This window comes from Enterococcus sp. AN402, assembly GCF_040719405.1.
Taxonomy (GTDB): domain Bacteria; phylum Bacillota; class Bacilli; order Lactobacillales; family Enterococcaceae; genus Enterococcus; species Enterococcus faecalis.
Genome location: NZ_JBFDTM010000004.1, coordinates 1,869,576 through 1,896,108, shown reverse-complemented (window position 1 = coordinate 1,896,108; position 26,533 = coordinate 1,869,576). Strand labels below are relative to the sequence as shown.

Genomic DNA, 26,533 nt, shown 5'->3' with positions numbered 1-26,533 from the left:
TATGGCTAGTTAATTTTAAAATCAAAAGGGCAGATTATACTTATAGTGCAAAGGTTGATAAAAACCTCTGCACTATATTTTTTTAGTTTGAGGAGAGATGTATGAAAGTCTTTAAGTGGTTCGTAGAAACAATCGTATACAAAGAGGATACTTCGTTAGAAATGTTTGGTTTTGAAGTAGAAACATTGAATGATTCGAAACAAACAGTATTTGAAATTGTAAAGTATCGAACAAACGAGTTGTTAAAACAAAAAGGACAAAAAGCGAAGCGAACAACGATTTGTTGGATAGAGCTAAAAAGTGTTCAACATATGAGTAAATATCAGCGATTTGTTCGATTATACGAAACTAAAAGACCTCGTAAAGCAATTATGAATATCTTGAAAATTCCTTTTTGGAAACTACGACAATTCGAGGAATATTATAACGAAAATACGAAGCCATTGACGAAAAAAGGATATTTAGAATTAAAAACTTTTTTGAGTGATGAAGAAATTCGTAGACACCATAAAATACCTGAATGTGAGTTTCAGCAGTTTTTAAAAGGAATGTAAAAAAAATAATCTTGTGTACTATATAACTGGATATAATAGGCGCATTTCATGCGTACAGGGTTGAGCAATACTACTGATTTCAATAACCAAACTTTTAGGTAGTATACCCTTTATCAAAGCTCATAACCCACTTGCGATGGCGGGATAACCAAGCTGTTTACAAGATGCAGTGTAACCGTGGGGGTAAGAGGCGGGCTGATAATTGTTTATTTATAAAGAAATGTAGATTATTTGCATGATGGTTCTGTAATAATGGTTCGATTCCATTAAATGTAGTTGGCTATTATGTGTTTGAGATTTAGTCTTTTGGCTATCTACAACCCATTTAATCCTTTCTTATGATTTTGCATGGAAAAGTAAAACTTTTTTTGCTCTTAAACTTTTAAGCTGAAAGGAAGAATTTTTGAACACATGATAGTAAAAAAAATGTCTATAATTAATAGACAGCCAGACTGTAGACAAAGTCCCCAAAAAGGGGATGACGTCTACAGTTTTTTCTTTTATACTTAATGTATGAAAACGTTTTAAAGGAGCGTGGAAAAAATGATGTCAAAACATCCAATGAATGGAAGAGATCAATACATGATGATTTCCTTGGAAGATCTTGTGCCAAAAGATCACTTGATTCGAAAAGTAGATAAAGCAATCGATTTTACCTTCATTTATCCAATTGTTGAATCAACTTATTCGACCTTAGGTCGACCAAGTATTGATCCTGTGGTTTTAGTAAAAATCGTCTTCATTCAATATCTCTTTGGTATCCGTTCCATGCGTCAAACGATAAAAGAAATAGACACTAATGTCGCTTATCGTTGGTTTTTAGGCTACGATTTCAATGAAACCATTCCGCATTTCTCTACCTTTGGAAAAAACTATGTTCGCCGCTTTCGAGATACCACACTCTTTGAAGATATCTTTGCCTACATACTGGAACAAGCTGTCAAGGCTCGGATGATTACGGAAGATGTTCTCTATATGGATTCTACTCATATCAAAGCCAATGCAAATAAGCATCATTTTACTAGAGAAATGACGCATATTGAAGCAAAAGCCTATCAATCAGAATTAGAGAAAGAAATTAACGAGGAACGCATCAAGGCAGGAAAGCGACCTTTTATTTTCCCAACAGAAAGTGAGATGAAAGAACGAAAAGTAAGTAAAGTAGACCCGGAGAGTGGATATTATGTAAAAGGAGAACGAGAAAAACAATTTGCTTATTCTGCTCATACTGGTTGTGATGAACACGGATTCATTTTAGACGTCATTGTGACGCCTGGTAACCGTCATGATAGTCAAATTGCTCCTGATTTAGTTGCCTCTATCTGTACTAAATTTCCAGCGATACATGCTGTGGCTGCTGATGCTGGGTATAAAACTGCCACTTTTATAGAATTTCTCCGACGGAGAAATCTTCATCCTGTTCTTCCATATACACGACCTAGAGGTGATCGAACGTTACTAGCCAAAAATCAATTTGTCTATGACGAATACTACGATTGTTACCTGTGCCCTGAAAATCAACCCTTACGTTTTTCTACACTTACTCGAGAGGGATACCGTGAATATAAGTCAAAATCTTACATTTGTCAGAATTGTCCGCAATTGAAACAGTGCACAAGAAGTCAAAATCATCAAAAAGTAGTGACTCGTCATATCTGGCAAGCTGGGGTAGAGAATGCAGAACATCTTCGTCATACTTCCTTCAATCGAGAAACATACCGCAAACGTAAAGAAACCATTGAAAGAGTATTTGCTGATGCAAAAGAGAAGCACGGGATGCGCTGGACAAAATACCGAACTTTGGAAAAAGTCGCAGTGCATACGAGAATAATTTTTGCTGTAATGAATTTAAAGAAATTAGCCCTGTGGGGCTAGAAAAAGGCGAATGCCTTTATTTTTTTACTTTGATTTTGATACTAAGTTAAAAAAATACGCTCAACACTCTATTTTCTGAATGTTGAACGTATTTGTCTACAGTCTGAGACTTTTAAGAAAAGCCTTTTTATTTTTTTGATCTAAATATTTATTCTTTAATCAACTATTATTTTAGTAAAAAATAGATTAATTTACTAAAATAATATATAATAAAGGTAAAATTAGGAGGGAAGCATATGACGTGTATTTCATTATCGATTTTAAATCAAGAACAAGAAATTAGAAAAGCTAAGATAGATGATTCAGATTCTTTGAAAGAGTTAACTATTACAGGAAAAGATTTTGTTTGTTTAGCTGCTCGGGATTGTCAATTACAAGACGGCGATGTGATTCAAGTTTGTTTAGATACGCCCAATACTTATTTAATGGTGAAGTTAGATGCTACGCTTGATAGCAGTTTAATTTATGTTCCAGAACAAAAATGGACGTTTCCAATCAAAAAAAATGAAAACGCTATCGAAGCGCGAGCAGCGTATCGTTTTGAAACCAAGAAACCTTATATAAGTGTGCGTATTGCCACTAAAGAAGAAATTAAGAGTTATCGTAATTGGGCGTTAAATCCGCATGATTTACAACATTTTACTGGTGCGTATCCTCATGCATCTGCCAACGTGGAAACGCGAAATGATGCCACTTTTTTTGCTTGCAATGCGATTGATGGTACCTTCGCTAATCTTTATCATGGGCCGTATCCTTATCAATCATGGGGGATTAATCAGCAGTTAGATGCCGCATTAAAAATTGAATTTGGGCGTGAAGTCTTGTTGGATAAAGTGATCTTAACATTACGAGCGGACTTTCCCCATGATAATTATTGGCAACAAGTGACTTTAAAATTTTCCGACGGTACACATGAAGTTTTTAAAACTGTTAAGACTGAGCAACGCCAGAGCTTTACCTTTGCGAAACGGGCAGTGGAGTGGGTGATACTAACAGAGTTAATTCAAGCAGATGAACCATCACCATTTCCAGCATTAACACAAATTGAATTATTTGGTCAAAACAAATAAAAAATAAGGACGGTTCCTTTATAGGAGCGGTCCTTATTTTTTATTTCTGGCGTGGGCTAGTTGTCGATTGGCGGACAACCAATTCTGTGTTTAACAGGACTCTACGAGGAATGCTAGGCATTTGAATTCGTTTGTGCAATAAATTAATGCCTGTCTCGCCCATTTCTTCAGTAAAGGCATGGACAGAGGATAGCGGCGGTGAGACATATTGAGAAATAGAGATATCATTGATCCCCATGACACTAATTTCTTCAGGAACCTTTATACCGTGTGCGGCTAACGTATGTATCACACCGATTGCAAAGGCGTCATTATAAGCAAGAATCGCAGTAGGTAAATCATTTCCCCATTTTTCTAACGCTTCTTCTGTCAATTGTTCCCCCGTTTTGACATCCAACATGCCATTTTCTTTTAAGATAAAATAATCTTCGTTAAACAAGTGATAATGCTGCATAATGTCAAGATAAGCGTTGGTTGTCGGTGTTTTATAGCGACGGAAACCATACATATTTTCGCTTTCTTCGGCACCAATAAAGGCAATTTTTTCGTGGCCCAATTCTAAAAGATGAGTTAAGGCAATCTCGGTTGCTTGATAAAAATCAGTATTTACAGAATCAAATTCTTCCAATGGGAAATTACTGCCAATTACACAAAGATTGGGATGCAGTTGCTGCAACTCTTGTAACGTCTTTTGAGTGAATTTGCCAATTGCCAAAATGCCATCAATCCCTTGAAGGTTATGTTGTTCCAATTGAGAAACTTTTAGAATATTGTAACCTAACTCTTCGGCCCGTTTTTCAGCGCCTAAACGAATCGACATATAGTAAATATCCGTTAGTTCTTCGTCATCTGAACGCCACTGAACGACGGCAATCGAAGGCTCTTGCGGAGCTGTTTGTACGGAAAGGTTAGGTGTCAGTTGCTCCTGCTGTTTGTTTTTATTTTTAGTTTTATATTTCGTATAATTCAGGGTTTCTGCTGCTTCAAAAATTTTTCGCTTGGTTTCCTCTGTAACGGATAAGTTTGGATCATAGTTCAGAACTCGCGATACAGTTGAAATTGAAACATTCGCGACTTTTGCGATATCTGTGATAGTTGCCATTCTAAATGCCTCCTTCTCAAGTACTATTATAGCATATAGTATATTTCTTTTTAGTAAAAAAAAGCAAGAAAAAGCTTTTTTTACTTTTTTTTAGCAAAAACTATTGATTTTTTGACTAAAAAAATATACTATAAAGTCAAAGAAAGCGCTTTAATTCGATGGAGAAGGTGGTTTAGTGAAAAGATTTTCACTTTTTTTACTAATTTTACTTGCTTTAACAGGTTGTAAATCCGGTGAAAAAGAATTTGATGAAGAATCTCTTCAAAATCTAAAGGAAACGGCACAGTCTTATTCAGAAACAGAATTACAAAATGGTGACGTTCGTTTAAATGAATATATTTCTTTGAAAGGGGAGATTGTTGAGAGCGACAGTCGTTCCAGTTTAATAAAAAAAGGTGATCGTTTTATTTTGAAAAGTGGTTCTAGTAAATATCAAGTTTTTAATGAGCAAAAGAAAAAATTGAAGATTGGTGACGAAGTGACAGTTTACGGAGAATATTACGGCTTTTTGAAAGGGACATTAATTGAAAGTGAGGAGAATCATGATTCAGCCACGAATTAGACAGAATCCTTTTGAAACATACGAAGAAGTTGCAGAAGGATTTGAAGATTTATTAGCGCCACTGGAATTGTTTTTTGATCGAGAATATCAAGGTCATCTGGATTTAGGGACACACGGGACAGTTTATTCTAAAGGAACACGTGACGCGGAGGCATTTTTACGACCATTATGGGGACTAGGTCCTTATGTAACGCAAAATGAAAGTGAGTATTTGAATGACTTTCTAACGGGAATTATCGAAGGAACCAATCCTGAGAGTTCATCTTATTGGGGAAAAACAAAAGATTATGATCAATTGATTGTTGAGATGGGAGCATTAAGTACATTTCTTTTGTTAAACAAAGAAAAAACGTGGGACCAATTAACAAAAGAACAGCAAAACAATTTACACAGTTGGCTGATACAAGCCAATGAAAACATTATTCCGCCAAATAATTGGCATTTCTTTAGAGTGTTGCTGAATTTAGCGATGAAACATTGTGAAATGCCGTATTCAAAAGAACAGATCGCTGTTGATTTGGCTGTTATTGATCGTTTTTATGTCGGTAATGGTTGGTATTATGACGGAGTCGAGACACAAGTTGATTATTATGTTTCTTTCGCTATTCATTATTATAGTTTATTGTATTGTCGTTTTGCCCCGGAAGATACCGCAAGAGTGGCTATTATGAAGGAACGAGCAACTTTGTTCGCGCAAGAGTTTAAATATTGGTTTACTCAGCCAGGAGAAGCGATTCCCTTCGGACGTAGCTTAACGTATCGTTTTGCTCAAGTGTCATTTTTTAGTGCCTTAGTTTTTGCAGATGTTGAAGCATTGCCGTGGGGTGAGATCAAAGGTCTAATCAGCCGACATCTTCATCAATGGATGAACAAAGATATTTTTACAACAGATGGATTATTGTCGGTAGGTTATGATTATCAAAATATGGTCTTTGCCGAAGGCTATAATGGTCCTGGTTCACCTTATTGGGCCTTTAAAACATTCATTTTGTTAGCGGTACCAAAAGATCATCCTTATTGGCAAGCAGAAACACAGCCTATTAGTTTTCCAGAAAAACACTTACCTTCACCAGAAAGTCGGAACTATTATCAAGTAAATGATGCAGGAACACATGGTTTAATGTTTCCAGCGGGACAATTTATTAATTATCAAGCTCATGCGCATGATAAATATAGTAAATTTGTTTATTCTTCCCATTTTGGTTTCAGTACTATAAAGAGTGATTATTGGTATTACGAAGGTGCTTATGATAGTTGCTTGGCTTTAGCTGAAGACGACCATTATTTCCGCACGAAAGGATTAGATGATCAGTACGAAATTCTTGATGATCGTATCATTCATCAATGGCATCCTTGGTCCGATGTAGCAATCAAAACGACAATTGTACCATTAGAAGGCCAACATTTACGGATCCACGAAATTGAGACACAACGTGCATTAGTGGCTTATGAAGGTGGCTTCTCAATCCCGCTCTTCGATGAAAAGGTCACTTGTGTTTCTGATCAAATGGCTGAGGTAAAAAATGCAAAAGGTGTGTCAAAAGTAGAAAATATCAACGGCTTTTCTGAAGCTGCGATTATTCGAACAGAACCGAATACAAATTTACTTTATCCGTTAACGGAGTTGCCATATTTGAAAGCAAACTTGTCGAAAGGGAAACATCTTTTAATTTCATTGGTGACAGGCGTACTACCGAATGAACAAATTGAGCCAGTTAAAGTTAGGTTAAAAGAAAATCAGCTTTTAGTTGAAGAAAAAGTTGTAATTTTGGGGAATTAGGGGGAGAAATACACAATGACAGAAAATGGACAGATTGAGTGGTTGCCGAAGCAAATCAGTTTTGCTTTAAACAAAGTTCGAGGAAATTTAGAGACATTTAAAGAATTAGTTCCACCCGCGGCAAGTTTAAATCAAATTTATTATCCTGAAGAAAATATTGACTGGACGGCCAGCTTTTGGCCAGGAATGTTATTTTTAGCAAAGGAATTAACAAATTCAACAGAGTTCGATGAGGTGATTGCCACACAGATAGCTTCTTTTCAACATCGCTTAGATGAACAAATTGAGCTGGAAACACATGATATAGGCTTTTTGTATATTTTAACAGCCATTGCCGATTATCAGGTCAATGGTCATGAGGCCTCAAAAGAAATGGCCTTGCAAGCTGCGGACTTATTAATGAAACGTTATTCACCAAAAGCCAAGATTATTCAAGCTTGGGGGAATTTAGACGATCCAGAGCAACGAGGTAGAATGATTATTGATTGTTTAATGAACTTACCATTATTATACTTTGCAGCAAAAATGACTGGCAAGCAAGAGTATTATGAAGCTGCCTACAATCATGCGAAACAAACACAAAAATATATTGTGCGAGAAAATCACACTACGTTCCATACGTATTATTTTGATACGGAAACAGGCGAAGCTTTATACGGTAAGACGCAACAAGGATATTCAGACGATTCTTGTTGGGCTCGCGGCCAAGCCTGGGGAATTTACGGCTTTACGTTAAGTTATTTATATACAGGAGATAGTAGTTTTCTGGAAACAGCAAAAAATGTTGCTGATTACTTTATTCAAGAATTACCAGAGGACAAAATCTGTTACTGGGATTTAATTTTCAATGAAGGGAGTGAAGAAGAACGTGATAGCTCATCTGCTGCAATTGCCGCATGTGGCTTACTAGAATTATCTCGTCAGCTTCCATTAAATGATGAAAAACATGGCTATTATGAAAAGGTTGCGCTAGAACTATTACAAGCATTAGCGGAAAAGTATACAACGGTTTTACAACCAGAGTCGAACGGCCTATTGCTTCATGGTGTCTATGATAAAAAAACAAATACAGGAGTCGATGAATGCATGATTTGGGGCGACTACTTTTATTTGGAAGCGTTAACTCGTTTAGCGAAAAGCTGGTATTCTTTTTGGTAATTCATGGAGGAAAACTCCTAAAAAATAATAAATAGCGGAGGTAGTACAAATGAAATTTTGGAAAAAAGGCTTAACAGCGGTAGCGTTGTTAGCAGTGGCGGCAGTAACTTTAACAGCATGTGGTGGTTCAAGTGAAAAGAAAGCAACTGAAAAGAGTGAAGATGGCAAAACAAAATTAACAGTAACTACTTGGAATTATGACACGACCCCAGAATTTGAGAAATTATTCAGAGCTTTTGAAGCGGAAAATCCTGATATCACTATTGAACCGGTGGACATTGCTTCAGATGATTATGACACAAAAGTAACAACGATGCTTTCATCAGGAGATACGACGGATATTTTAACCATGAAAAACTTACTTTCATATTCTAATTACGCGCTACGCAATCAATTGGTGGATTTAACCGATCACGTTAAAGATTTAGATATCGAACCTGCCAAAGCAAGTTACGAGATGTATGAAATCGATGGTAAAACCTATGCTCAGCCTTACCGTACAGATTTCTGGGTATTGTATTACAATAAAAAAATGTTTGATGAAGCCGGAATTGCCTATCCCGATAACTTAACTTGGGATGAATATGAAGCGTTAGCGAAAAAATTATCTAAACCAGAAGAACAAGTATATGGTGCCTATCAACATACTTGGCGCTCAACCGTTCAAGCGATTGCTGCTGCTCAAAACAATGCCAATTTGATTGAACCAAAATACAATTATATGGAAACTTATTATGATCGCGCATTGAGAATGCAAAAAGATCAATCACAAATGGATTTTGGAACAGCAAAATCAACAAAAGTAACGTATCAATCACAATTTGAAAATTCAAAAGCGGCGATGATGTACATGGGTAGCTGGTACATGGGGACTTTATTAACCAACATTGATGATGGCAAAACAAATGTCGAATGGGGGATTGCCGAAATACCACAACAAGAAAAAGGCAAAGCAACTACCTTTGGCTCACCGACAAGTTTTGCAATTAATAAAAACAGTAAAAAACAAAAAGCTGCTCAAAAATTCTTAGACTTTGCTTCAGGTAAAGAAGGTGCAAAACTTTTAGCAGAAGTAGGGGTGGTTCCTTCTTATAAAACAGATGAAATTGATAAAATCTACTTTGCAAGAAAAGGAATGCCTTCAGACGAAGTCTCACAAAAAGCCTTTAACCCAGATACAATTAATTTAGAATTCCCATCTGATAAAAACGGTGCCGCAATTGATAAAGTATTACAAGAAGAACATGATTTAATTATGGTCGGCGACGAAAAACCAAAAGATGGTATTGCTAACATGGAAAAACGTGTCAAAGCAGAGATAGACTAATTATTATTTTCTGCAAAAACACAAAAGATTGATGAAAAAAATAAGCTGAAATGAGTAACCTACAATGAATTTCAGCTTATTTTTTTAAATAAAGAATGTAGCTTGAGTTTGGAAGGAGGGCCTGTTAAGTTCACTTAACAGAATACAATTATGGAAATTACTTCAAAAACAAAAACAGCAAATAAATTGAGACGAAAAAATACGTGGACTGCGTTATCTTTTATCGCACCAAACTTTATTGGCTTTTTCCTCTTCACTTTAATCCCGGTTATCTGTTCACTGATTTTAGCTTTTATGAGTTGGGATTCTTTTTCAACCCCTGAATTTGTCGGAATGAAAAATTTCACCAAAATGATTCATGATGATACGTTTTGGATTTCGTTAAAACAAACGTTTATCTATACGATTGGTGTTGTTCCGTTAACATTGATTTGCTCATTAGGACTAGCGATTTTGTTGAATCGTAAAATTAGAGGGATGAAATTTTTTAGAACGGCTTTTTTCTTTCCTTATGTAACGTCATTAGTTGCGATTGCGGTCGTTTGGAATATGCTATTTCATCCAACAATGGGACCAATTAATCAATTTTTGAAATTATTTATTGAAAATCCTCCTGGCTGGACATCTAGTTCTACTTGGGCTTTACCAGCAATTATCATCGTTAGTGTGTGGCGCTTTATGGGGTATTATATGATTTTGTATTTAGCTGGTTTACAAAGTGTGCCAAGAGAATTATATGAAGCAGCGTCAATGGATGGGGCGGGTAAATGGAATCAATTTTTAAATGTTACCTTACCTTCACTACGACCAACGACCTTTTTCGTGACTATCATGCTTGTAATTAACTGTTTCAAAGTGTTTGACTTAGTTCAAGTTATGACTGGTGGTGGACCAGGACGTGCAACGAATGTGTTAGTTTACGAAATTTACAATGAAGCCTTTGTCAAATTTAATTTTGGTTATGCATCAGCCATTGCGATGGTCTTATTCATCATCGTTCTAGCGATTACTGTGGCTCAATTTAAATGGAATCAACATCAAGAGAAAGTTTAGGAGGAGAAAAGATGGAAGCAACTTTTTCAAAAAAAGAAAATACTCGAAAAGCAAAAACGAAAAAAGCAGAAAAAGTCACACCTGGTGGGATCCTTGTAATCATTCTCTTAACTTTACTTGCGTTAATTACTTTGGTGCCTTTCATTTGGATGGTTTCAGCATCATTTAAAACAAACAATGAAGTTTTCACCATTCCAATTCAATGGATTCCTAAAAGTTGGCATCCAGAAAATTATTCCGTTATTTGGGAACGCATTCCATTGTTAACTTTCTTTAAAAATACGTTATTTTTAAGTATTGTGATTACGATTATTCAACTATTTACTTCAAGCTTTGCAGCATATGGCTTTTCAAAAATGAATTTTAGAGGAAGAGATACACTTTTTATTACGTACATCGCAACAATTGCTATTCCTTGGCAATCGTATATGATTCCACAATTTATTATGATGCGTCAATTAGGTTTGACTGATACATTATGGTCACTTGTTTTATTACAAGCATTTAATGCATTTGGGGTCTTTTTACTGAAACAATATTACAGCAGTATTCCAGATTCACTATGTGAAAGCGCGCGGATTGATGGGTTAAGTGAGTGGGGAATTTATTGGAAAATTATTTTACCATTAACCAAACCAGCTTTAGCCAGTCTCACGATTATTACTTTTGTGAATACATGGAATGACTATATGGGACCTTTCATTTATTTATCTTCTACTGAGAATAAAACGATTCAATTAGGTTTGAAAATGTTCGTCGGTTTATTTGATGCTGAATATGCCTTAATCATGGCCGCATCAGTGGTTTCTATTTTACCAGTAGGGATTGTCTTTTTAGCAATGCAAAAATACTTTGTTGAAGGTATTGCTACATCTGGAATGAAGAATTAGGAGGAAGTTTGAATGTTTACTAAGCAAACCTTTGATAATAATATCTATATGAAAATTTTTCGCTGGCTTTACATTTTATTTATCGGTAATCTAGGGCTTCTCTTAGTGAACATTCCTTTTTTCATAGCGGTGATTAGCTTAGACATTGATCCACGAAACCTCCCACTTTTTGTAGTAACGTTGCTGCCGATGGGGGCAGGGATGATTGCACTTTTAGGTTTAATCGATACTTTTAAAGAAGAAAAGGAGCTGGATCCATTTAAAACTTTTTTTCAAAAGTTTCGTCAGTTTGGGTTAAGAGGCTTTCTTATCAGCTTGCTAGGCTTAGGAAGTAGCATCATCAGTGTGACAGATATATTCTTTTTTGCCAAAACAACGATTGGTAAATGGTTTATTCCATTGATGGTCCTTCTGCTAATTTTTGGGTTAGCTATTATGCTGAATGCTTGGTATTTTCAAGTACGAAACCCGCAAGCTTCTTTTAAAGATGTGTTTCGGATTTCTGTTTACTATGGGCTGCGGAAATGGTATGTCAGCTGTCTAAATGTTTTTTTACTATTCTCAATGTTTGCAATGATGTTTTTGAAGCCACAGTTTGGGTTTGTTGTAACCCCTGTCCTGTTCCTAGGGATTATTTATTTAAATACTGGGAAATTGCATGAAAAGCAAAAAAAGAATAAATAATTTTTACATAATAAGTAATCTCGATTTTCAGGAAAATGAATGAAGGTGGGGTTGCTTATTTTGTTCTTGCCTTGTTTATTAAAGTGGAGGGAGCGAACGAATGAAGAAAAAAATAATTATTTTAAGTAGCTTTTTGATAGGTGCTATTTTTGTGCTCGTTATTTTTACTACCAGTCAGCAAAGTATGATTAATAACGAAGCAATCCAAGTCGAAGAATTAATTGTTTATGGCGATAAAAATATGAATCGTGTAGCGAAGCAATTCTCTGATCAGAATAATTTAACTTCGTTTGGGAAAAATTTCTGGCGCAAAACGTATAACGGAAAATCACCCACTCAGGAACTACTGAAGGTTGCAACGGAGGATTTAGTACAACATAAAATGATTAAACAGCTGGCAACGGAGTTAGAAATAGCCTACTCACAAACATTTGGGCAAGAAAAAAAAGAATGGCAAGACCAAAAGAGCAGTTTAACGCTCTGGCAATTTTTAGATGCAAAAGATCAACAATTACAGGACCAAATAAAAGAGAAATTAATGGAGAAAGAAAAGCCAACGCAAAAAGAATTGCGGCAGGCCTTTGAGCAATTGGAGGATAAATATAAAAAGACCGATTACTTTGTTGAAGCAATTGAAATTCCAACTTTTTCAGGTAAGCAAGCAGAATTAGAAAAAATAGCCGAAGCAATCTCTCCGAATCTATCTTATGAGGAGACGTTATTGGAGTGGCAAAATAAATTACCTAATCTTGTTATTGAATCGTATCAATTGAAGAGTGCAGAAATCCAAAAAGAGGATATTTATTCGTTGTCTGTTGGGGAGATTCTTAGTGAAAAAGCTGTTGGTACCGTGGTGAAAGGATACCACGAAAACCAATACTTTTATATTTTTAATAAGGAAGGAGGGCAACTTTTACAGTTTGAAGAAGCACCACAATTTGGCAAAAATGCCTATATCAACACATGCTACAAAGAGAAATTAGCTACGTATCAACAAGCAACCAAAGTAGACTTGTTGGAGAAAGACAGAGAAAAGTTTTTTCAAAATTATCAAAATAAAAACAGTTAAGGAGCAGAAAATGAGAAAAAAAGCGTATTTTAAAAGTGTAACCATTTTCCTTTCTATTTTGTTTGTTTTTTCCCAGCTTCAATTATTTAGTCTTCCTGCTTATGGGGAAACAGTGAGTGATCAACCGTTACTTTTTCGTTCAGTAGGTGTCGCTCAAAATGGGACGACCTACTATGTGGATGGGGAAGGAGGAAATAATGCCAACGATGGGCAGTCTCCAGCCAGTGCTTGGCGTGATTTTGAAAAAGTGAATCAGACGGAGTTTCAGCCAGGCGACCATCTTTTGCTGAATGCGCAAAGTACCTGGAATAACCAATTGTTGCATCCAAAAGGGAATGGAACAGCGGCACGAAAGATTGTCATTGATTTTTATGATACGAATGACAAAGGAGAAACCATTTTTGAAACAACACGGCGTCCGATTATTAACGGTGGTGGCACCTACAGCACAGGGACTTTCAAACGTGCAATCTCAGGGGCCGTGCAGTTAGTGAACCAAGAATATTGGGATATTTCAAACTTAGAAGTGACAAATACACCAGAGCTAGATAATCTCGAAGGCTATAAGAAACCAGGAGATGCTCAAAGAGCGGGGATATTAGTCCTAGGATATGAACAAAATCGAACGTTCAATAGTGTCACGATAAGGAATAACTATGTTCATGATGTTCAAACAGAATATTATTTGAATCTAAGTGGGAATACTACAACCAAACGATTAAAAGCTGTAGGTGGAATTATTGTTTTAGGAAGTTGGTTTGATGAGAATGGCAATGTAGTAACGGCAGCCAATGATCATCGAACAACGACTGGATTTAATGATATTTTGATTGAAAATAATGTGATTCAACGAGTGGGACTTGAAGGAATTCGAACAAAAGCTGATTCAGATACCTCAAGAGGCAACACTTTCTACAAAACGTTTTCTAATATTACGATTCGTAATAACTATTTAGAAGATATTGCTGGCGACGGAATTGTTTTGTCAGAAGCCAAAAGTGGCGGTGTCGTCGAAGGAAATGTTGCTGTCCGAATGTGCAATGCCGATTATGGTACACAAAATTACGCGGGCGTTTGGGCAATGTCTGTAGATGACGGACTGTTCCAATATAACGAAGTATACGGAATCAAATATGGATTTAACGATGCCGAAGCTTATGATGTGGACATGCAGTCAAACAATGTTATTTATCAATATAACTATTCACATCATAATACTGGCGGCTTTTTATTGCTTATGTCTGATCAAAAAAATTCGGTTATTCGTTACAATATCTCAGCTAATGACGGCGGTGGTAACCGAGGAACAGGTAAAGACAATCCAGGAGGAGCTGGTGGCTACAATTATAAAGAACAAAGTATTTTTCATTATTGGGTAAAAAATGATGGAGCGGCAATGCCAACTATCCACAATAATACGATTTATGTTGGCGACGGCATTTCAACATCATTATTTGGTGAAGGAAATAGTTCTGACAACAGTGGTACAGTAGCCAATTTTTACAATAATATTTTATACAAAGAAGGTACCGGACAATTAAAATTCTTATCTAATTATCCAACAAATGGGACACAACCAATTGAACGTAAAATGGTCGATAATCCAGAAAAATATTTCAAAAATAATGTTATTTGGCCAAAAGAAATTGCTACAGAAAAAAGTGGTGCAACTGTTGAAAAATTAGTATCAAGTGGAAACATTTTTGAAAAACCACAATTAGAAATCACAGATAACCCTGAAAAAGTGAAAGAGTTGGCAGAGCAAGAATTTACGACATTGAAACCAACAAAAGATAATGTGGTTGAATTTACTTCTAAAGAACGCTTACGTCAGCGAGCACAAATGTTCCAGTTAAAAGAAACCTCTCCAGCGATTGGTAAAGGCTTGTCGGAAGTGAACAGTGCGGCCGAAGACTTCTTTGGAAATAGCTTGAAAAATAAAGTTTTAGATATTGGTGCGCAACAAGCATCCACAATTGAAAAAAGTATTCGTTATCAAAATCAAGTGTTAGAAATTAGTTCGGCAACAGGTGTGTATCCTAATTTGCCAGAGCAAGTTGAATTAACGTACGAAGAAGTCGTTAATGAAGAAGTGGTTGCGACAGGCAAAAAAGAATTTAAGTTACAATGGGAAGCAATCCCTCAAGAAAAAATTAATACAGCAGGCACAGTTGAAGTTGCAGCAACAGTTATCGGCTTACCGATAGATGCTGTCAAAGTAACAGCCAAGGTTTCTTTTGAGGGTGAACTTGGTGAAGGAAAAGACACCGTTAAACTAAAAACAGCTCAAACTGCCTATGTTCAAAAGAGTGATGGTAACCGAGCATACTCTGCTATAGCAGGCGGTACCGCTGCCATTAGTTCAGGAGACGCCTATAAATATCCTTATGGAGTAAACTATACGGGCAATTACGCATTAAAATTAAAAAATGCTAGTTCTGCGGGGTATAATCGCCGGATTTACGTTGAAATTGATACACAAGAATTGAAGAACTATCAATCACTAAAAAGTGCCAATTTAGAACTAAATGTGATGCGTTATGATGCGTGGAATGGTGCTGGAAATACAAATGATGAACGTTTGAAAAATACGCAGTTCCAAGTAGATGTTTATGGAACAGATACTAATTGGATGAGTAACACCATTACTTGGAACAATGGTCCAAATAATTTAAATGTACCAAATGAAGAATTTATTGCTCGACAATCTTTTACAAATAGTTCAATTATGAATAATCAAAATACAATCTCTATTGATATTAGTAACTATCTACGAAAGCTAATTCAAAGTGGTGAGAAAATTCCAGCCAAGTTAAGTTTCTTATTAGCGATTACAGACAGTCGTTTGCCTGGTTATGATTCTGATAATGCTGGGTTTGATGCTTTTTCAAAAGAAGGCGCACAAAAGGCCTATCAAGACTTTTTAACAGGCAAATTGACCTTGCCAACTGGTCAACAGCTAACAGAGGATAGTTTAGCTCCTAAAATTGTTTTATCGAATGTTTTCGAAGTCAAACATGAGTCGATTGAGGTCACGACAGAAGCGGGTCAAGCCCCTAAACTACCAGAAAAAACAACTATTTTTTATTCGGATGGTTCACAACGAGAAGTGACTGTCAATTGGTCAGAAGTTCCAGCATCTTCTTATCAAAAAGAAGGAACATTCACTGTTGTAGGACGAGCAGCAGGTGTCTCAATGCCAATTATTGCCAATGTAAAAGTCACCGCTAAACATATTGTTGGATTCAAGGAATTGCCTACGCTGGATCGACTAACAGGCACCTCGCGAGGCGAACTGAATTTGCCAACTGAAGTAATTGCAAAATTAGATGATGGTAGCGAAACGAAATTGAAGGTTATTTCTTGGGATGACGATGTTAGTAATTATTCGCCAAGTAGCCCGCCAGGTACTTACCAGTTCCCTGCTGCAGTAGAAGAAAAAATAGGAATTGCGAATCCTGATGAACGAAAAATCTTCCAAGTCGTGCAAACTCATGCGATTCCTGAAAGAATTCAATTTGCTACAGAAACAGCTACTATAAAATCAGGCGAAAATTATCAAATTCAATCTAAAGTGATTGGTCAAGCGCCGCACACAGAAACGGATGCTTGGAGCTCACAAGTAACGTATGAGTTGGTTACACCAGATGCTGGCAATACAGTAAGTGTAGATGAAAACGGTCTGATTAGGACAGAAGCAACGACTGCTGCAGGAAATTATCAAATCAAAGTAACAAGCAAAGTTTTGCCGGTAGTGACTGCACAATTTTCAATTAAAGTCACAAAATAAACGAACTGTTTGAAGAGACTGGAACAAGAATTGCTGTACCTTGCAATCTTTCTAGTCTCTTCGATTATCTAGAATCAATAAATATTCTATTGCCTACTATTCATTCTTTTTAAAACAAGGTAAAATAATAAATGAAAGTAAACGATAAAGGTGTGTAGACAATGAATACTATCTTAACAGGTGATCGTCCAACTGGTAAATTGCACCTAGGACATTACGTAGGTTCCTTAAAAAAACGAGTAGAAATGCAAGCAGACCCTACAAATCAATTATTTGTCATGATTGCAGATTTACAAGCATTGACAGATAATGCAAAAAATCCCGAAAAAGTTTCAGCCAATGTTTTAGAAGTTGCTTTGGACTATTTAGCAGTTGGTTTAGACCCTACGAAAACAACAATTTTTATCCAATCGCAAATTCCACAGTTAGCTGAATTAACAATGTACTATCTAAATTTAGTGACCACGTCACGTGTTCGTCGGAATCCAACGGTCAAAGCAGAAATTGAGCAAAAAAAATTTGGGGAAGGTGTTCCGACAGGATTCTTTATTTATCCCGTTTCACAAGCTGCTGATATTACTGCCTTTCAAGCGAACTTAGTCCCAGTTGGGGAAGACCAAAAACCAATGTTGGAACAAGCGCAAGAAATTGTGCATAGTTTTAATCAGACGTACGGTGAAGTTTTAGTTAGACCGGAAGCTGTGTTACCACCAAAAGGCATGGGACGCTTGCCAGGAATTGATGGCAACGGAAAAATGAGTAAGTCGTTAGGCAATGGTATTTATCTTTCAGATCCAGCTGAAGTGGTACAGAAAAAAGTAATGAGTATGTATACCGATCCAAAGCATATTCGTATAGAGGACCCAGGACAAGTTGAAGGAAATATGGTCTTTACTTACTTGGATGTCTTTGGGAAAGAGAAAGAATATATTGAAGAATTAAAAGAGCACTATCGCCATGGTGGTTTAGGAGATGTGAAAATTAAACGTTACTTAATTGATGTCCTAGAAGAAGAACTCGCACCGATTCGTCGACGTCGTGAAGAGCTGGCTAAAAATCCAGAAGCGATTATGGAAATGTTGCATAAAGGAAGTCTTGCTGCTGAAAAAGTGGCAGCACAAACCTTAACAGAAGTCAAAAAAGCAATGGGAATTCAATATTTCTAAGCAATAAAAGAACTGGAACGAGTCAAAAGAAGAATGACTTGTTCCAGTTCTTTTTAAGTGGTTTGAAATTGACTATTATATAAGCTGGCGTAAAGAGTCGGAGCTTGTAATAGTTCCTGATGCGTTCCTTTTTCAATAATATCGCCATTTTTCATCACTAAAATTAAATCAGCATTTTCAATTGTGGATAATCGATGAGCGATAACGAAGCTTGTTCGATTTTCTGTGACAGTTTCCATCGCTTTTTGAATATGGGCTTCTGTTCGTGTGTCCACACTCGAAGTTGCTTCATCGAGAATAACAACGGGCGGATTTGCTAAAATGATTCGGGCGATGGTTAATAACTGTTGTTGCCCTTGTGATAATGCACCATTTTCGCTAGAAATAATTGTATCATATCCTTGAGGAAGGGTCCGAATAAAATGATCACATTGAGCAATTTTAGCTGCTTCAATTATTTCTTCACGAGAAGCATCTTTTTTTCCATAGGCAATATTATCTGCTACGGTTCCTTCAAATAGCCAAGTGTTTTGTAAAACCATGCCAAATAAATTTCTTAGATTTTGTCGAGAAAGTTTCGTAATATCAATCCCATCAAAAGTAATGGCACCTTGATTTATTTCATAGAAACGCATTAATAAGTTGACTAATGTTGTTTTACCAGCGCCGGTGGGTCCTACAATGGCCACTGTTTTTTTCGGTTGAACAGAAAAATCAACATTCTTCATTAAAATTTTTTCTGGTGTGTAGCCAAATTGAACATTTTTAAATTCAATGGCTCCTTTAGGAGAAGAAATAGTTTCTAAATGAGTTGCTTCTGGCTGTTCATCAGCTTCATCTAAGATAACAAAAATCCGATCAATGGAAGCCATCGCTGCTTGAATTGAGTTAATGACATAAGAAGCGGTAGAAATCGGCTCAGAAATTTGGTTGATATATTGCAAATACGCTTGCAAGAAACCAATCGTAATACCACCAGATAAAACGAGCATTGCGCCTAAGATAGCACTAATAATAAAAGCCAACTGATTAATAAAACGAATAGCTGGATAAATCGCAAAATTTAGAAACTGTGCTTTTTTAAAGGCACGATAATGTTGTTGATTAACAGCAGCAATTGTTTTTTCAGCATTTTGCTGTTGATTAAAGGTTTTTGTGACCAAATTTCCTGCTAAATATTCTTCCATCTTATTATTTAATTGACCTAATTCAGCTTGACTTTGATCAGCAAACACCTTGTTTTTATTCGCAATTTTTGTCGTCATGAAAGTACTGCCGCCAATTAGGAGCAACACTAAAATGGTTAATTTTGCATCAATATAGAACAACATGATTCCTGCAAAAAGGATAGTCACGACGGAAGTGAAAAATTGGTTGATGCCTGTTAAAAGAACTTGTGACAACTGGTTTAAGCCAGTTGTTGAACGACTGATGATATCGCCCACTTGGTGATTGTCAAAGAAGGCCATTGGTAAAGTTTTAAACTTTTTTGTCACTTCTTTTCTAATTCTTAAAGTAACCCGTTCGCTTAAAGAAGCCATTGCTCGTTCCTGAATAAAAGAAGTGATACTACTAATGATTGAAAAGAGAATTAAAAGTAAGACGGGACCTAAGAGCGCTTCTTCAACTAAAGGAAGTGTCATACCTTTGAGCCCGACACGCTTGATCGCTTCTAAGAGGTTATCAATCCCGATTGCCATAATATAGGTCATGGCAACAATTAATAAGTTTCCAATTAAACTGCAGATCATTAGACCATAAAAGATTGGATGCTCAGGTTTAATCATTTTCCAGAAACGTTTAAAGCTTTGAAGATTCATTGTTTTTTTCATTGTATGGCTTGAAAAGAAAACTTTCTTTCAAGCAGTCACATCCTTTCTTTAATTACTTGGGTAAGATACCTTGCGATTTAGCAAAGTCTTGGTAATAGCTATTAGTGGTAAGTAAATCAGCGTGGGTGCCTTGACCAACAATCCTTCCTTCATCTAGGACGATAATATTGTCAGCGTTCATGATTGTACTTAACCGTTGAGCAACAATGAGTAAAGTTTTGTCCGACATTTGTGCATGTAAAGCGGCACGTAGAGCGGCGTCAGTTTTGTAATCTAATGCGGAAAAGCTGTCATCGAAAATATAAACGTCTGCCGGTTTGATTAAGGCTCGTGCAATACACATTCTTTGTTTTTGACCACCAGAATAGTTGGACCCGCCTTGTGCTACGAAACTTTCAATCCCTTGTGGTAAGGAATCGATAAATTCAGAAGATTGTGAAATTTCTAGTGCCGTTCTTATTTCTTCTGTAGTTGCTTCGGCATTTCCCATTAATAAGTTTGATAAGATTGTCCCACTGAAAAGAAAGGCTTTTTGTGGCACATAACTGATGACTTGGCGAATCGTTTGCTGAGATAATGAGCGGATATCTGTGCCAGAATAGCTAATCGTGCCGGCTGTGACCTCATTTATTCGTAAAAGTAACTTAACTAAAGTACTTTTACCAGCGCCAGTTGCACCAACAATCGCCGTTGTTTTTCCTTTAGGAATAACAAAACTAACATTTTCTAAAACAGGATCAGCTGTTTCTGTGTATTGAAACGTGACGTGATCGAAGCAAATCAAGGCTTTCTCAGGATGATAAGCAATGGTTGCTTCAGTGTGAGGATCGCTAATTTCAATTTCTTCTGACAAAACTTCTTGCAAGCGATTCAAGGAAGCAACGGACCGTGGAATGACAACTAATACCATAGCCGCGATCATTAAGTAGGCCAAAGTTAGAAGCGTATATTCAATCACAGCTGTAACGGTGCCAATTTGTAGGGTGCCTACTGCAACTAAATTACCGCCAAACCACAAAATAGAGGCGTACACAACGCCCATTAATAAAAAGGCAACGGGAGTAATCCAAGCAAAGATTTGATTCACTTTACTCATGCGTTCAGCATAATTTTTAAATGTTTGATTGGTTCGCTGCTCTTCAAAGTCTTGATTATTGAACGCACGAATCATATTAATTCCAGTAAAGAACTCTCGTAAAGTCGTAGTAATTCGATCCATTTTTGGTTGAATTTTTAAAGATAAAGGGGTACCTTTTTTCATTAAAAAATAAACAACCACTAAGTAAAATACGATGGAAGCCAATGTTACCCAAGCGAGTGAAACTGAATAAGAAAATGTCATCACTAAGGCAAATAAACTAATAATAGGCGCTGGAAAGATTAATTGGCAAAACAGCACAATCATTGTTTGAACATTATCTACATCGTTGGTCATTCTAGTTAGCAAAGAATTTGAACCAAACTTATCAACATTTTTCATCGAGAATTGTTGAAATTTTTTAAAGAACAATCCTCTAACTTGAAAACCAAATTTAGCAGCTACTAAAGCAGACAAATAGCTAGAAATAATTGCGGCAATTGTTCCAATGAATGCCACAAGAAACATTTGTATGCCAATCGTTTTAATTACTTGTTGGTCACCGCTAACGATGCCCACATCAATCAACTTGCCAACTAATTTAGGGACGCCAAGGGTTCCTGCGATTTGCAAACAGATGGTTAAAGTTGTCGCAAGAACAATCCATTTATTTTCTTTAATAAACTCTTTCATTAATTTCATGAAATTTCCTCCTTAAACAATACCGTTTTAGCTGTTACAAAGAGTCATTGTACACGTTCAAGTAACTTGAATGTCAACAGTAGAAATGCTAAACTTTTTGATGGAGGGAACAGTATGGAAAAAAATTACACAATAAAAGATGTTTCTGAGTTGTTAAATATCCCTAAGTCCACGATTCGTTATTGGGACGAGCAAGGGTTGATTAGTACAACACGCAATGAAGAAAACGGATATCGAACCTTTGATTTAGAAGATTTGTTCAAAATATATGATATTGATTTTTATCGAAAAATGGGGATTCCTATCAAAGATATGTTGAATTTATATAAAAAGAAACCTACCGATCTCTATGCCACCATGGAAGCAACAGAAGAACAACTGGGGCAAGAAATAAAAAGGCTTCAACATAAATACAAAGAAATCAAGAAAAGAAAATTACATTTACATGCGTTAATTGATTTAGAAACATTGGTTTTTTCAGATGAACCAATTCCTTTTGATAAAATTGTTGTTGTTGATATTGAGGATCCAGAAGAGATGAAAGTTTACATGGAACACATTTCAACTTTAGGTATTTACGGGGATTTAAGTGAATCCAATGAACTGACGTATGGGATTTGTTTGGCAAATCATGTGAATAAAAAAAGTTTAGATAAAGTGATTTGGCTCAAAGAATCAAGTAGCCAATACAAAGGCTTTATTTTAAAAGTCAATACACAAGATACCCGTTTGAATAATATCGAAGAAGTAAAAAAGCGTTTAGCAAAACAAGGATTTGAAACAGGCATCGTTGTCGGGGAACATATCTTGACACAACTAGAAGAGGAAAATCAATATATTGAATATTATTATGGTTGGATTGAAATTTTAGGGGAAAAGTGAAGTAATTGAAACAAAGAAGGAACTAGCAATAGCAAATGTAGCTAAGCTAGTTCCTTTTTTTATTTATAACAAGAAATCCAACATATTGTGTGTGCATAAAGGCAAATAGAAAAATAGTAGTGAAATAGCTAGTAATAATAAAGAACCAGCTTGCATTAAAACTGCAAAAAAATAAACTACAATTAAACGAATTGCTCTAGTGTTTTTACGGATAAAATTCAAAAATAGTCCTCCTCAAAAATAATTAGATAATATCCTTTGTGAAAATAACAAGTTCTCAGCTTTTATACAACAAATACACACTAGCAAAACCGCTTTATGAGTGAGATTTATCCAATTATTTTTTAAGTTCTTAAATAGTTGTTAAAAAAATATCAGATAAACGTTTTCACAAAGAACAGTCAATTCGGTAAATTTTTACCTTAAAATGATACAAAATCTATAATTTGTTTCTCAAATCCTATAATTTGTTCCTTAAAAAGATATTATGAAAACGCTATTATATTTATGAAAGGAGCGAAACGAATGAAGAAGAAAAACGGGTTTTTTCAAAATGTATGGCGTTATAAGGCCTTAATCCTTATGGCGTTACCAGGATTTATCTGGTTTATATTTTTCTTCTATATACCAGTCTTAGCCAATGTGGTCGCATTTAAAGATTTTCATATTTCACCAGATGGTTTCTTAGCTAGTCTAAGAGAAAGTCCTTGGGTTGGTTTTGAAAATTTTAAATTTTTATTTGCGTCAAAAGATGCTTGGTTAATTACTAGAAACACCATTTTGTACAATGTCGTCTTTTTAGCCTTTAACTTATTCTTCGCGATTGCTTTTGCTATTATTATGAGTGAATTAAGAAATCGTCGCTTGGTTAAAGTTTATCACACGATGTCATTGCTACCATATTTCTTATCTTGGATGGTTATTAACTATTTTGTTTATGCCTTTTTAAGTCCAGATAAAGGGATTTTGAATCAATGGATTACTGGTAATGGCGGCACAATGATTAACTGGTATGCAGATCCACGTTGGTGGCCAGTAATTTTTGTCTTCCTAAATGTTTGGAAGAGTCTAGGCTACAACAGTATTATCTACTATGCTTCTGTGATGGGGATTGATCCGACATACTATGAAGCAGCGATGGTGGATGGTGCCAACAAATGGCAACAAATAAAAAATGTTACGATTCCACAAATTTTACCAATGATGTCTGTTTTATTAATTTTAAACATCGGCGGTATCTTCAGAGCAGACTTTGGTTTGTTCTACATCGTACCAAGAAACTCAGGTGCGCTTTACAACGTGACAAGTGTGTTAGATACCTATATTTACAATGGCTTAACGGCTACTGGTGATGTAGGCATGACGGCAGCTGCAGCGTTATATCAATCTGTCGTTGGGGCATGTTTGTTATTAATTGCGAATTTAGTTGTTCGTCGAATTGAACCAGATTCAGCACTATTTTAGGAGGAAGGATTATGAAAAAGAAAAAAGTCACTAGCGTTAACGTTCGATCCTTCAACCCGACAGCGAATTTGATTTTCAATATTGTCATTGCTATTTTTGCTATTTCCTGTGTGGTTCCGTTTTTCTTTGTTATTATGATTTCATTGACAAGTGAAGGATCATTAGCAGCAAACGGCTACCGGTTTTGGCCAAAAGAATTTTCATTGGAGGCCTATCGTTACATTTTCCAAGGGGCAATGAGTCAACGCATTATTCATGCCTTAGGGGTAACGGTCTTCATTACGGTGACAGGGACGATTGTCAATGCAACAATGACGTCATTATATGCCTATGTCATTTCTCGTTCCAACTTTCCATTTAAAAAATTCTTTACATTGTTTGCGTTAATTACAATGTTATTTTCACCAGGGATGGTTGCGAACTATTTAGTAATGACAAACTTATTGCAATTGAAAGATACAATTTGGGCGTTAATTTTGCCTTTAGCTTTAGGACCATTTAATATTTTAGTGATGCGAACGTTTTTCAAGAAAACCGTGCCTGACAGTATTATTGAATCAGCACGTATTGATGGCGCAAGTGAAATGCGCATTTTTGTCAGCATTGTGTTACCACTAGCCGTTCCAGGGATTGCCACAATTAGTTTGTTTGCGGCTTTGGGTTATTGGAACGATTGGTTCAATGCGTTACTTTACATTCAAAAAGATACCTTGGTGCCATTACAGTATTTATTGATGAAAATTCAAAACAACTTAGAGTTCTTATCAAGAAGTACGGATATGGGTGCAGCAGCACAAGAAGGGTTAGGCGTTCTACCAAGTGAATCGGCTCGAATGGCGATTGTTGTCTTATCTACGTTACCAATTGCGTTAACTTACCCATTTTTCCAAAAATATTTCGTGGGTGGTTTAACAATCGGCGGCGTGAAAGAATAAAATTGTACAGGAGGAAATAAGGAATGAAAAAATGGCAAAAAGGATTAGCCGTAGCTAGCGCAGCAGCTTTAGCTGTAGGACTAAGCGCGTGCGGTAAATCTTCAAAAGATGCAGCGTCAAAAGGTGATGATAGTACACCAACGTTATTAATGTATCGTGTTGGGGACAAACCAGATAATTATGACCAATTAATCGATAATGCGAATAAAATTATCGAGAAAAAAATTGGGGCAAAATTAAAAATGGAATTTGTTGGTTGGGGCGATTGGGACCAAAAAATGTCAACAATTGTTGCTTCTGGTGAAAGCTATGATATTTCATTAGCACAAAATTATGCAACGAATGCACAAAAAGGCGCCTATGCTGATTTAACTGATTTAGCACCTAAATATGCAAAAGAAGCCTATGATCAATTGCCAGATAACTATATTAAAGGAAATACAATCAATGGAAAACTGTATGCGTTCCCAATTTTAGGTAACTCTTACGGTCAACAAGTTTTAACTTTTAATAAAGAATATGTCGATAAATACAATTTAGATATTAGTAAAGTTGATGGTAGTTATGAAAGTGCAACCGAAGTTCTAAAAGAATTCCATAAAAAAGAACCAAATATTGCTGCTTTTGCTATCGGCCAAACATTCTTTGCAACAGGTAATTATGACTTCCCTATTGGTAACCAATATCCATTTGCAGTGAAAACAACTGATACTGGATCACCAAAAATTATTAACCAATATGCCGACAAAGACATGATTAATAACTTAAAAGTCTTACATCAATGGTATAAAGATGGCTTGATTCCAACAGATGCTGCTACAAGTACAACACCATATGACTTAAATACCAATACTTGGTTTATGCGTCAAGAAACACAAGGACCTATGGATTATGGTGATACAATCTTAACACAAGCTGCTGGCAAACCACTTGTTTCTCGTCCACTAACAGAACCATTAAAAACAACATCACAAGCGCAAATGGCTAACTATGTTGTTGCAAACACGTCTAAAAACAAAGAAAAAGCTGTTGAATTGTTAGGTTTATTAAACAGCAATCCAGAATTGTTAAACGGACTTGTTTATGGTGAAGAAGGCAAACAATATGAAAAAGTTGGCGATGATCGTGTGAAATTATTGAAAGATTACACACCAACAACTCACTTGAGTGCTTGGAACACAGGAAATAACTTAATCATTTGGCCAGAAGAATCTGTCACTGAAGACATGGTTAAAGAACGTGATAAGAGCATCGAAGAAGCAAAAGATTCACCAATTCTTGGTTTTACTTTTGTAAATGATAAAGTGAAAACTGAAATCACTAACGTTGCTACAGTTATGAACCGCTACGCAGCAAGCTTAAATACAGGAACTGTTGATCCAGAAGAAACACTTCCAAAATTAATGGATGACCTAAAAACAGCTGGCTGGGATAAAGTTCAAAAAGAAATGCAAACACAATTAGACGAATATATCCAATCTCAAAAATAATCACAGGAGGCTGAGGCATTAGCTGAGCGCTTTTGGCTCAGCCTTTTACATAATAGAAAGGAAGAGGAAG

The 26,533-nt window shown here is 36.0% G+C and carries 20 protein-coding genes; 17 read left to right on the top strand and 3 right to left on the bottom strand.

The features are described 5' to 3' along the window. Nucleotides 1-101: 101 nt before the first annotated feature. From AB1I62_RS10610 to AB1I62_RS10600, 3 genes are all read left to right on the top strand, one after another. Nucleotides 102-554, top strand: coding sequence for a hypothetical protein (locus tag AB1I62_RS10610; protein WP_010709680.1), 453 nt, complete (start codon nucleotides 102-104; stop codon nucleotides 552-554). A 543-nt stretch (nucleotides 555-1,097) separates the two neighbouring features. After that, a complete protein-coding gene (locus AB1I62_RS10605) occupies nucleotides 1,098-2,429 on the top strand; it encodes an IS1182 family transposase (protein WP_010709679.1) in 1,332 nt (443 codons plus the stop codon). A 236-nt stretch (nucleotides 2,430-2,665) separates the two neighbouring features. Next, the gene (locus AB1I62_RS10600) at nucleotides 2,666-3,499 is read left to right on the top strand and encodes a hypothetical protein (protein ID WP_010709678.1); all 834 of its coding nucleotides are present in this window, start codon (nucleotides 2,666-2,668) and stop codon (nucleotides 3,497-3,499) included. 40 nt (nucleotides 3,500-3,539) lie between these two features. Here AB1I62_RS10600 and AB1I62_RS10595 read toward each other — a convergent pair whose 3' ends face one another. After that, nucleotides 3,540-4,601: a LacI family DNA-binding transcriptional regulator gene (locus tag AB1I62_RS10595; protein ID WP_002356832.1), complete on the bottom strand. Its 1,062-nt coding sequence runs from the start codon at nucleotides 4,599-4,601 to the stop codon at nucleotides 3,540-3,542. Nucleotides 4,602-4,776: 175 nt separating this feature from the next. Between AB1I62_RS10595 and AB1I62_RS10590 the strand changes: the two genes are divergently transcribed. The 10 genes from AB1I62_RS10590 (at nucleotide 4,777) to trpS (ending at nucleotide 18,080) form a co-directional block, all read left to right on the top strand. Further along, nucleotides 4,777-5,163, top strand: a complete 387-nt coding sequence (locus tag AB1I62_RS10590) for a hypothetical protein (protein ID WP_002356835.1) — start codon at nucleotides 4,777-4,779, stop codon at nucleotides 5,161-5,163. Then, a complete protein-coding gene (locus tag AB1I62_RS10585) occupies nucleotides 5,144-6,943 on the top strand; it encodes a DUF2264 domain-containing protein (RefSeq protein ID WP_104859225.1) in 1,800 nt (599 codons plus the stop codon). The genes AB1I62_RS10590 and AB1I62_RS10585 overlap by 20 nt, the downstream gene beginning before the upstream one ends. 15 nt (nucleotides 6,944-6,958) lie before the next feature. Further along, complete coding sequence (locus AB1I62_RS10580) at nucleotides 6,959-8,101, top strand: glycoside hydrolase family 88 protein (RefSeq protein WP_048737641.1); 1,143 nt, start codon at nucleotides 6,959-6,961, stop codon at nucleotides 8,099-8,101. Between the two features lie 49 nt (nucleotides 8,102-8,150). Then, nucleotides 8,151-9,428 (top strand): sugar ABC transporter substrate-binding protein, encoded by a 1,278-nt coding sequence (locus tag AB1I62_RS10575; RefSeq protein ID WP_002372108.1) that lies wholly within the window; start codon nucleotides 8,151-8,153, stop codon nucleotides 9,426-9,428. A gap of 150 nt (nucleotides 9,429-9,578) precedes the next feature. After that, entirely contained in the window at nucleotides 9,579-10,481 is a 903-nt protein-coding gene (locus AB1I62_RS10570) for a carbohydrate ABC transporter permease (RefSeq protein ID WP_002356840.1), read from the top strand. Continuing rightward, the gene (locus tag AB1I62_RS10565) at nucleotides 10,454-11,371 is read left to right on the top strand and encodes a carbohydrate ABC transporter permease (protein WP_002383582.1); all 918 of its coding nucleotides are present in this window, start codon (nucleotides 10,454-10,456) and stop codon (nucleotides 11,369-11,371) included. The genes AB1I62_RS10570 and AB1I62_RS10565 overlap by 28 nt, the downstream gene beginning before the upstream one ends. Nucleotides 11,372-11,383: 12 nt before the next feature. Beyond that, entirely contained in the window at nucleotides 11,384-12,055 is a 672-nt protein-coding gene (locus AB1I62_RS10560; protein ID WP_002389246.1) for a hypothetical protein, read from the top strand. Between the two features lie 100 nt (nucleotides 12,056-12,155). Continuing rightward, complete coding sequence (locus AB1I62_RS10555) at nucleotides 12,156-13,124, top strand: hypothetical protein (protein WP_048737643.1); 969 nt, start codon at nucleotides 12,156-12,158, stop codon at nucleotides 13,122-13,124. Between the two features lie 10 nt (nucleotides 13,125-13,134). Continuing rightward, nucleotides 13,135-16,914 (top strand): Ig-like domain-containing protein, encoded by a 3,780-nt coding sequence (locus tag AB1I62_RS10550; RefSeq protein ID WP_048737645.1) that lies wholly within the window; start codon nucleotides 13,135-13,137, stop codon nucleotides 16,912-16,914. 161 nt (nucleotides 16,915-17,075) lie between these two features. After that, complete coding sequence (gene trpS / locus AB1I62_RS10545; RefSeq protein WP_048737647.1) at nucleotides 17,076-18,080, top strand: tryptophan--tRNA ligase; 1,005 nt, start codon at nucleotides 17,076-17,078, stop codon at nucleotides 18,078-18,080. 53 nt (nucleotides 18,081-18,133) lie between these two features. On the opposite strand, the gene AB1I62_RS10540 is transcribed toward trpS, so the two are convergent. Further along, nucleotides 18,134-19,912 carry an ABC transporter ATP-binding protein gene (locus tag AB1I62_RS10540; RefSeq protein ID WP_002388273.1) on the bottom strand — a complete coding sequence of 593 codons (1,779 nt, stop codon included), beginning with the start codon at nucleotides 19,910-19,912 and terminating at the stop codon, nucleotides 18,134-18,136. 52 nt (nucleotides 19,913-19,964) lie between these two features. Then, entirely contained in the window at nucleotides 19,965-21,692 is a 1,728-nt protein-coding gene (locus tag AB1I62_RS10535; RefSeq protein ID WP_002394689.1) for an ABC transporter ATP-binding protein, read from the bottom strand. A gap of 66 nt (nucleotides 21,693-21,758) precedes the next feature. Between AB1I62_RS10535 and AB1I62_RS10530 the strand changes: the two genes are divergently transcribed. From AB1I62_RS10530 to AB1I62_RS10515, 4 genes are all read left to right on the top strand, one after another. Beyond that, nucleotides 21,759-22,574, top strand: a complete 816-nt coding sequence (locus AB1I62_RS10530) for a MerR family transcriptional regulator (protein ID WP_048737649.1) — start codon at nucleotides 21,759-21,761, stop codon at nucleotides 22,572-22,574. A 507-nt stretch (nucleotides 22,575-23,081) separates the two neighbouring features. Next, nucleotides 23,082-24,038, top strand: a complete 957-nt coding sequence (locus AB1I62_RS10525) for a sugar ABC transporter permease (RefSeq protein WP_002356852.1) — start codon at nucleotides 23,082-23,084, stop codon at nucleotides 24,036-24,038. Nucleotides 24,039-24,049: 11 nt separating this feature from the next. After that, the gene (locus AB1I62_RS10520) at nucleotides 24,050-24,973 is read left to right on the top strand and encodes a carbohydrate ABC transporter permease (protein ID WP_002359877.1); all 924 of its coding nucleotides are present in this window, start codon (nucleotides 24,050-24,052) and stop codon (nucleotides 24,971-24,973) included. A 23-nt stretch (nucleotides 24,974-24,996) separates the two neighbouring features. Continuing rightward, on the top strand, nucleotides 24,997-26,463 hold the full coding sequence (locus AB1I62_RS10515) for an ABC transporter substrate-binding protein (protein ID WP_048737650.1): 1,467 nt from the start codon (nucleotides 24,997-24,999) through the stop codon (nucleotides 26,461-26,463). Nucleotides 26,464-26,533 lie beyond the last annotated feature (70 nt).